This window comes from Ruminococcus sporogenes (genome assembly GCF_054655175.1).
Genome location: NZ_BAAHOA010000015.1, coordinates 1 through 1833, shown reverse-complemented (window position 1 = coordinate 1833; position 1833 = coordinate 1). Strand labels below are relative to the sequence as shown.

Annotated in this window: 1 protein-coding gene; it reads right to left on the bottom strand. The window is 43.7% G+C overall.

Annotated features, from left to right (window positions below):
- The coding region (locus tag ACYQ0N_RS15160; protein WP_460163157.1) for a PKD domain-containing protein at window positions 1–1833 on the bottom strand (1833 nt) is incomplete at both ends.

Below are 1833 nucleotides of genomic sequence, written 5' to 3'. Positions count from 1 at the left end.
TTGTTCTGTCACCATGGCACTTTCGCTGGATGGGACCAATATGGATATGGATGGTATATTTGCTATCTTAAGCACATAAAGACCATTGCCACCTGTAATATTTAATTCCACTGTAATGGGATTGCCCACATACTGAACCGGTGGAAGCGGTGACCAGTATGCGACATAATTCAAGGGTTTCAATGGCAAAACATTCACTGTGAAGGTTGCCTCTGTGAAGTAATACGGCGCTGCGGTTGAGTTATCGTATTTCGTTCCATAGTTCGCAGTCACAAAGGCGGTGAATGTTCCCTGAACGTGGTATGTGACGTTAGTAGCATTTCCTGGCTCCTTGTTCAAATATGCTTTATCTATGTAGAGCGTTATATTTAGTGGGTTGGGCCACGCGAAGTTTATTGAATAGGGTGTAAGGCCGGTCCAGGATAGATGTATGGTAACATTACCCGCAGCAGTACCCACTGTGCCATTGTTAAAGACTATGGTGACGTTAGCATCACCAGATGCGTTGGCCATTACGTTAAGGAGGTATGCATAGTACTTCACTGGGGTACCCACTCCCACTGTAGTTCCTATGTTATCTGTGAGCAGCACCTGAAGGCGTGAGGATACTACAACTATGGTGAATTCTGCAGTGGCGTTGTTTCCATAGGAATCTGAAATATTTAGCTGGAAGTGGTAAGTGCCTGGAACGTCTGTCTTAAAATCGTAAAGGTAGAATGGCGTAAAGGCATATTTCGCAGTTCCACTGCTGACCTTCTTTGTGGAGTTGTATAATGTCCAGGTATAGGGCGATTTGCCATTTGAGATATTTCCCCACAACCCTATTCCATTATTTGCCACTGTAATGTTAACTGTTATTGATGTCACCGTAAAGTTAGCAGCCAATGGAAGATAGGTGGACGGAATAGAATATCCCATTCTTACACTAGGTGGGACATAAGTTACCTTTATTACCTGCTGATCAAAGGCACTGGTACCTATGGAGTCGTTAACGTATACCCTTATTATGTAAAGAGCCGGGACGGTATATGTGTGTGAGAAATAGGGAGCTGCATTGTTTGTGAATGCACTTGAATAGTAGGAAACAGAACCGTCTCCCCATATTACTGTATAGTTGTACCAACCTGTACCTCCTTTTACATGAAGCGTATCAAAGAGCACCTTCCCCTCGGGTATGCTCGTTATGTTCTGGGCTGCATATGGTTTTGTATTTAGAACTGAATACACACTCAATGGTGCTATTGTGGCGTTCGTCTGAGCTATTGAAACGTTGACATAATACGTGCTGGAAGAATGCAATCCTGCAAAGTCAAAGACTTCAAACGCAGCAAGGTACTGGCCTGGATTCGCATATACGGTGTTTACGGAACCGGCTGATAGTTTAGACCACCCGGTGTTACCGGTAACACCATTCCCAAGGTTGTAAGAAACATTGTATACTCCTGAACCACCGCTTATGGAGTAGTCAAATGTTACTGGTACACCCGCATAAACTTTTGAAGAGCTGACCTTAACGGATATTGTAAGGGGATTGTATACTTTTACCACATAGGATGTTGAAGCCGTATTTCCAACCGAGTCAGTAACAGTAGCCACAACATAATGCAATCCAGCGTGCTCAAAGGAATGGTATGCGCTCTGTCCATTTACTGTTACATAGCTTGCGTTCCCCACTGAATAGAATGTCCACTGGTATTTATAAGGAGGAACACCGCCATTTGCTCCGCTGAGACTGAACAACAACTGTTCGCCGACTACAGCATACCCTGGATAATTAGAAATCTTACCCGGTACTACGCCAGGAGATTTAGTAAAATTACTATTTATTGCATC